The 1,717-nt window shown below is 36.5% G+C and carries 2 protein-coding genes and 1 pseudogene; 2 read left to right on the top strand and 1 reads right to left on the bottom strand.

Annotated elements, in window-relative coordinates:
• Both AC6F75_RS01035 and AC6F75_RS01030 read left to right on the top strand, forming a co-directional pair.
• Positions 1 to 770, top strand: a pseudogene (locus AC6F75_RS01035) (insulinase family protein); the annotation flags it as partial.
• Positions 771 to 879: 109 nt separating this feature from the next.
• Positions 880 to 1,305, top strand: a complete 426-nt coding sequence (locus tag AC6F75_RS01030; RefSeq protein WP_500713068.1) for a hypothetical protein — start codon at positions 880 to 882, stop codon at positions 1,303 to 1,305.
• A 14-nt stretch (positions 1,306 to 1,319) separates the two neighbouring features.
• Here the strand turns inward: AC6F75_RS01030 and AC6F75_RS01025 are convergent.
• Positions 1,320 to 1,717, bottom strand: a 398-nt coding sequence (locus tag AC6F75_RS01025) for an EamA family transporter (protein WP_500713067.1), incomplete at its 5' end; no start/stop codon positions are given.

Raw genomic sequence — 1,717 nt, 5'->3', positions numbered from 1 at the left:
TAGACCGGGCTCGCATAGTTGTTGTTGGCAAAGGATCTGAGGTGCTTGAAGGCTTGAAAAACATTGACAGGGGCGACGGTTCAAAATTACCCGTGCGCTATTTTGACAGTTACGCCAATGAAGTGGAAGAACCCAATTATAAGGTAGAAATGGATGCTTCAGTGACAGTTGAAACCGTGTTGTCAAATTATATAAAGGCTATTGGCGGCAAAAGCAACATCGACAATATCAAGTCAGTATTTACTACTGCAAGTGCTACTATGCAAGGAATGCAATTGGGAATGGAAATGAAAGTTACCAACGACAATAAAATGTCACAAGCTATACTGATGGGTGGTATGCCGCTTCAAAAAACAGTTTTTGATGGTCAATCCGGATATACTATGGCTCAGGGTCAAAAATTACAATTTGACGAAAGCCAAATCAACGAAATGAAAGAGGCAGCAGGTTTATTCCCTGAGTTAACTTCCTCAAACGCTAGCTTAATTGGCGTTGAAAATATTGATGGTCAAAATGCCTATGCCGTAAGTTTTGGAAGCTCAAAAGTAAGCTTTTACAACATTGAAACCGGTCTGAAAATCAAAGACGAAACTACCCAGGAGGTAAATGGTATGCAGATGAAATCATCTATAGCATTTGCAGATTATAAAGAAGTGAGTGGGGTTAAATTTCCACACACTATGACAGTCTCTGCAGGACCTCAGGAAATCAAATTTGAAGTTTCTGATATTAAAATCAACGAAGGAGTAAGCCAGGAAGATTTTAATTAGATTGTAAATCTAAGAAGACAGACTTTTGACAAAACCGCCCCACTAAACCGGGGCGGTTTTTTTTATATAAATTGACTATATTTAAAGTTGTAAAATAACATCCTGGTATATGGGAGTTAAATTAAAAAATGTAATTCTAATAATTGTTATATTTTCATTCGGATGTTCTTCAAAAAATGAATTAACATACGAGTCTAAAGAAGCATTTATTCAATCCTATAAAATAAGTGTATTTTATGGATGTGTGAATAAAGGAACAAATGGAAATTTTCAAAATTTCATTATAGAAAACAACGATTTGGGAACATCTCCTCAGGTTGCGGTTATATTTCATGCTGAAGTAGCACAAGCAAAAAAAGTTGGTGAAGATTTCTCTAAAACTATTAAAGCAATAAATTACGCTGATTATGAAGGAAAAAAACCAATATTTAGTGAATGTTCTAAATATGCTTTTTTTAGTAAGGAGGTTGATTCTTTAGCAAAAGCTCTTTATAGTAAAAACCAAAAATCTAAACTTGAATATATATACGATTAAATTCAACCGCCCCACTAAACCGGGGCGGTTTTTCGTACACGCTTTTTGCTGTTGGCCAGAATCACCCCAAATAAAATCACACCACCTGCCAAAGCTTGCATTAAAGTAAACTTTTCACCGTCAATCACACCCCACATCAAGGCTACAATGGGTATGGTATAAGTTACTGAGGTTGAAAACACCGGGGTACTAATTTGAATTAATTTGTTAAACACCAACAGTGCTAAGGCTGACCCAAAAATGGCCAGCAAAGCAATATAACCTGTTGCATTCAAAGTGGCAGGGTTTTGCAATACCTCAGCACTAAAGAAACCTGTGGACATCAGTATAAAAAAAGCGGGTACCATTATCACAAAAAAACTACCAGCTGAAATGCCCAAAGGAGACAACTCCTGCAGCCGGGTTTTAATTA

The organism is Planktosalinus sp. (genome assembly GCF_059864935.1).
This window is presented reverse-complemented; position numbering and strand designations above follow the sequence as displayed.